Source organism: Amycolatopsis sp. NPDC051716 (genome assembly GCF_040681595.1).
Taxonomy (GTDB): Bacteria; Actinomycetota; Actinomycetes; order Mycobacteriales; family Pseudonocardiaceae; genus Amycolatopsis.
The window spans coordinates 1-5,494 of the sequence record NZ_JBFAZA010000085.1; the positions used below are offsets into that span (position 1 = coordinate 1).

The 5,494-nt window shown below is 34.4% G+C and carries 4 protein-coding genes and 1 pseudogene; 2 read left to right on the top strand and 3 right to left on the bottom strand.

Going from position 1 to position 5,494, the window contains the following annotated elements; genetic code table 11:
- Window positions 1-95: pseudogene (locus AB0M30_RS47380) on the top strand (IS3 family transposase); the annotation flags it as partial.
- A gap of 111 nt (window positions 96-206) precedes the next feature.
- Here the strand turns inward: AB0M30_RS47380 and pepF are convergent.
- Entirely contained in the window at window positions 207-2,012 is a 1,806-nt protein-coding gene (gene pepF / locus AB0M30_RS47385; protein WP_003132689.1) for an oligoendopeptidase F, read from the bottom strand.
- 62 nt (window positions 2,013-2,074) lie between these two features.
- Entirely contained in the window at window positions 2,075-2,722 is a 648-nt protein-coding gene (locus AB0M30_RS47390; protein WP_023189914.1) for a competence protein CoiA family protein, read from the bottom strand.
- Window positions 2,723-2,825: 103 nt separating this feature from the next.
- Between AB0M30_RS47390 and AB0M30_RS47395 the strand changes: the two genes are divergently transcribed.
- Window positions 2,826-3,973 (top strand): IS3 family transposase gene (locus tag AB0M30_RS47395; protein ID WP_095586744.1). Its coding sequence is split into 2 segments (ribosomal slippage): window positions 2,826-3,078 and window positions 3,078-3,973, totalling 1,149 coding nucleotides; the frame shifts between segments, so codons are not numbered across the junction.
- Between the two features lie 110 nt (window positions 3,974-4,083).
- Here the strand turns inward: AB0M30_RS47395 and AB0M30_RS47400 are convergent.
- Window positions 4,084-5,241, bottom strand: coding sequence for a RepB family plasmid replication initiator protein (locus AB0M30_RS47400; protein WP_364599236.1), 1,158 nt, complete (start codon window positions 5,239-5,241; stop codon window positions 4,084-4,086).
- Between the last annotated feature and the right edge of the window lie 253 nt (window positions 5,242-5,494).

Sequence of the window (5,494 nt, forward strand, 5' to 3'; positions counted from 1 at the left end):
ACCGAGGAATCTATGGTGCTCCTAAAATTCATCATCTTCTACTTAAACAAGGGGAAAAAGTCGGGTTAAAACTGGTACAGAAGCTAATGAAGCAAGTTCTCCGGTTATTTGTGTTTGACTTGAACGCATCCATTCTACTAACTCTGCTTTGACAACTGGTCGATTCATCATGGGGTTACTTGTACGTTTATATGTTTCAACCATTTTTAAAGATGGACTCCTTTTTCAACTAATTTTTCTAATTCACTCAATCGATTTTCAAAAAGCTCAAAGGCAGCATCTAAATAATCGGTAGATTCCATATCAACTCCAGCTTTGGCAATTACTTCTAAAGGATAAGCTGAGGAACCTGCCTTCAAATATTCAAGATATTTTTGACGATCCTCAGTTGAACCATGAACAACTTTTTCAGCTAAGAAAGTTGCCGCAGCAAAACCTGTTGCGTATTGAAAAACATAGAAATTATAATAAAAATGCGGAATTCTAGCCCATTCATACTGAATTTCTGGATTTTCTTTGACTGCTAAATTATAGTATTTTTCATTTATTTCGCCATAAAGTGAGTTTAAGTATTCACTTGTTAAAACTTCACCGGCAGCATCTGCTTCATGAATTTTTTGTTCAAATTCGGCAAATTGACTCTGACGGAAAACAGTTCCACGGAAACTATCAAGCCAGTGGTTCAAAAGGGCGAAGCGCTCCTTATCATCTTTACTTTCCTTTAATAAAGTTTCAGTTAAAATATTTTCATTTGTAGTTGAGGCAATTTCAGCTAAAAAGATTGGATAATCCCCATAAACATATGGTTGGTTTTCACGCGTGAAAGCACTATGCATTGAGTGCCCCATTTCATGAACTAAAGTAAAAAGATCATCTAACGTTTCTTGCCAATTTAGAAGCATAAAAGCATTGGTATCATAAGATCCACCTGAATAAGCACCCGAACGTTTTCCGATATTTTCTTCGACATCAATCCATCTTTGTTCAAAAGCTGCTTTAACTTTTCCTTTATATTCTTTACCAAATATCGCTAAAACTTCTTCTGCTTTTTTCACTCCATCTTCATAGTTAAATTTATAATCTAAATTAGATAATGGAGTATAGATATCATACATCTTTAAATCAGTAATTCCTAAAATTTTCTTGCGTAGTTCAATATAACGATGTAAAAGTGGCAAATGTTGATGAATGGCCTCCATCAAAACATCGTAAACTTTTTCTGGAACAAAATTATTAGCCAGAGCAGCTTGACGGGCTGAATCATAAGAGCGGATTTGGGCTTTAAGATTATGGACTTTTACATTAGTCTGTAAGGTCTTTGCATAAGTATGCTGATATTGTTCATAATTACTATAAAGTGCTTTGTAGGCTGCTTTTCGTACTCCCCTATTCTTACTTTCCATTAAGGAAGAGTAATTTCCATGCGTGAGTTGAATCATCTCATCAGATTCATTTTTGACCATAGGTAACTTAATATCCGCATTATCAAAAATTTCAAAAGTTTCTGAAGGACTTTCAAAAATTTCACCAGCCGCAGCCAATAACTTTTCCTCTTTTTGACTAAGAATATGCGCTTTTTTTGCAAAAAGGCGCTCAAACATATGGTCATAGTTTTTTAATTTTTGAAGCTCCCCCAACCATTTGTTATAAACTTCTTTTGAAATTTTCAAAAATTCAGGTTCATAGAAGGCATAGACCTCTCCGAATTTCACATAGAGGGCTGTTGCTTTTGATTGATACTCCTGATATTTAGCCTCTCTGGTATCTTGATCATTTTTCATAGAAGCATAAACATATAGTTTTTCAACTTGTTGAGAAATGGATAGCATTTTTTCGGTAATTGTCAGAAGACTTTCAGCTGAATCAAGTAAATGACCAGGGTCTGTCTCTTCAACGAGTGAAAGTTCGCTTTTTATTCTAGTTAGCTCTGCTTCCCATTCTTTATCTGTTTTATAAATTGTTGTCAAATCCCAAGTTAATTTTTCAGGAATTTCATTTCTGTTCTTAGCCATGAAGATCACTCCTTTTTACTCAAATTAATTTTTATTCACATTAAAAACTTATTAGCAGAATTTCATTCATTCATATCCTTCTTCTGCTTTTTCATTATAACATAGAAACGGGGAGGATAGACTGCCTTAAAGCTATTTTGCTGAAAATTTATTAAAAAGTTTTCATAATAGAGATTAATATTCTGCTTAATTTGAGTAAATTTATGTAAAGGGATTTCATCATCAAAAACTTCAAGTAAGTTCAACCCCAAAGGCGCAATAAAAGAACGTTCAAAAGTCAAATTCAACAAATTTTCACCTCTTTGGTAATATTTTTCCTGAAGTTTCAACCATTTTGGTGAACAATAATAAAGTTGCCGACGAATAAATTCCGCTAGTTTAAGATCAACAATAAGTGGTATTGTCAGTAACTTTTGTGATAAAAAAGGCAGTCGTAATTGCTCAATAAGTCGTCCTTGCCCAAAAGGGATTTCTTCTTGTAAATAAATAATTTTCCCACTCAAATCTTCATGAATCAGTGTCTTCAATCTCAGCTTCTGAGTTTTAAAATCTAATTCCCAATAATAGAAACCTCTATTTTCTGAAAAATAGACTAGATTTTTTTGAAGGTTTGTTATTTGGTCTTTTAACCATAAATTTTCCCCCATAAGCCAAAGTACCGTAAAACCGTGTACTTGATAATTTTCTGTCCGTTCTTTTAAACGTTTCATAGAATGGACTATTATCAAATAAATAGACATAAAAAAGAAAAGCGTTTGGAAAGGTTATAATAAACTAGACACAAAGTTAAGAGAAATCGTGGAAAGGTTTATTATGGCAAGAAGAAAATTCGATAAACAATTTAAAAATTCTGCAGTAAAACTCATTCTTGAAGAGGGTTACTCTGTTAAAGAAGTCAGCCAAGAGCTTGAGGTTCATGCCAATAGTCTTTATCGCTGGGTTCAAGAAGTTGAAGAATATGGAGAAAGTGCTTTTCCAGGCAATGGGACAGCCCTAGCTGATGCCCAACATAAGATTAAATTGTTAGAGAAAGAAAATCGTTATCTTCAGGAGGAACTTGAACTTCTAAAAAAGTTCCGGGTCTTCTTGAAGCGAAGCAAGTAAAACGTTTTGAATTTCTCTTGAAACATCATGGGAAGATAAAAATTAAGCATGCAGTAAAAGTTCTTAAGGTTTCTCGCTCAGGTTTCTATGAATACATGCATCGTCGTCCTTCAAAACAACAAGTGGAGAGAGAAATTCTCTCAGAGAAGATAAAAGCTGTCTTTCATGAGCATAAGGGACGCTATGGTGCGGTTAGAATTACCAAGGTACTTCATAATACTGGTATTATGACCAACACGAAACGTGTTGGGAAACTGATGCACTTGATGGGACTTTATGCCAAGGGAAGCCGTTATAAATATAAACATTACAACAGAAAAGGAGCTTCGCTTTCAAGACCCAATTTAATTAATCAGATCTTTAAAGCAACAGCTCCTAATAAAGTATGGCTGGGAGACATGACCTATATCCCTACCAAAGAAGGCACCTTATACTTAGCCGTGAATATCGACGTTTTTTCACGTAAGATTGTAGGCTGGTCAATGTCTTCACGGATGCAAGATAAACTGGTGAGGGATTGCTTCTTACAAGCTTGTGGGAAAGAACATCCTCAGCCTGGCTTGATTGTCCATACTGATCAAGGGAGTCAATATACAAGCTCTCGTTATCAATCTACTCTTCGTCAAGTCGGTGCTCAATCTAGCATGAGTCGTAAAGGAAATCCATATGACAATGCAATGATGGAGTCTTTTTATAAGACGCTAAAGAGGGAGCTTATTAATGATGCTCATTTTGAGACAAGAGCTGAGGCTACTCAAGAAATATTTAAATACATTGAGACCTATTACAATACAAAAAGGATGCATTCAGGTCTTGATTACAAGTCGCCAAAAGACTTTGAAAAATATAATTCTTAAATTCTCTTAACTCCGTGTCTAGTTTTTCGTTGACTTTCCAAAAATATAGCTCATTTTGTGTCTAAATATTTGACATTAGTCCACTTTAATTGTCTTTAACTTTTCACTCATCATAAGTCCTGCCTTTTAACCGTGGGTAGGTATTGCTCGATTGCTTTTTTGAGATACTTAGCGATATTGTGCTTAGAATATTCTTCACGCTTGCTAGATACATAAGACAAGTGGTCTTTGACTCCATTAAGCCCTCTCAATTCTTTCAGTTCGTCATAGAGAGGGTACACATTTTTCTGTAAGCCTGCCATTGTTGCCGTATCTGTCATTTCTAATGGTGACAAAAGAAAATTTTCAATCAATAGCTTGGTGTATTTGCTTTTCATTGCTTCAATAGCTAGCTTATCTTCGGTTTCCTCTTTGACTTTATTACCCTCTTGATATACTTTATCGTCTAACTTGTAGCTGTTATCGTCTGCCATGCGTTTTTTCTCGATATGAAAGACAATAGAGTCAATACTCCGCCCTTTTTTGACTTTCTCATAGGACACGTTAAAAGAAGTGTGAGCGTTGATTTCTGCTAAAGGTTTTTCTAGTATCCATTCTGTGAATTGAAACATTCTTTTATATTCATTGACGGTATCGGTCATCACTCGCAATTCTTTCACTGTAATTGTTGGATTGCGGTAGGCTTCCACTTGCTCCGCTCTCCGTCCACCTTTAACGCTATAATGCTCGTATTGGTTGTATTGCATAGATAACCAACGGTAAAGAATAATTGAATACTTGCTATTGAGTTCGGCTATATCTGATAAGGCGTGTTGCGTAAAATTCTTTTTAAGATTGATTAAGTAAGGCATAATTTCACGATGAAATTCAATTTTTACTTCATCGTTATAATCTGTCCATTCCACGTAAGGGATAGGCACAATGCTTTTAAATTTGAAGCCTTTCCCTGCTTCTTCCTTAATTTCAAAAAAAGCTTCTTTTTGCATAACTTTTATGGCTTCTTTAAAGCGACTATGTTTATTGCTGTCGTCTACTTTAAAGAAGGCAAAGAGTTCTGCTTTTGAGAGGTAAACTGTATGATTTTTGGGCAGTTTTTCCGTATCAATACAGGAAACAGCCAACTCAAAAATTTTTAAAGGCGTTTTATCCATTTTTGCTACGGACGTTATCAAGTCGTTATGTTCAACAATTTTTCGTTTCTCAATTTCTTTCAAAGAACACACTGTCCTTTCATTGCTGTTACGCTCGTTTTTTGTTATAATTTTCATGAGAACTACTCCTTATATGGGTGGTTTGGCTAAGCATGAAGAAATTCCGTGCAAAGAATTTTTCTTCATGCTTTTATTATATCAAAATACAGTCAGTTAATCAATGTGTTTTTGACTGTATACATAGTTTTTTCTGACTGTATACATAGTTTTTTCTGACTGTATACATAGTTTTTTCTGACTATTTAATTTCTATGAATTTAGTTAACACTAACTTTTTTAAAACTCAAAAGAACAAAATATTAAAATATAT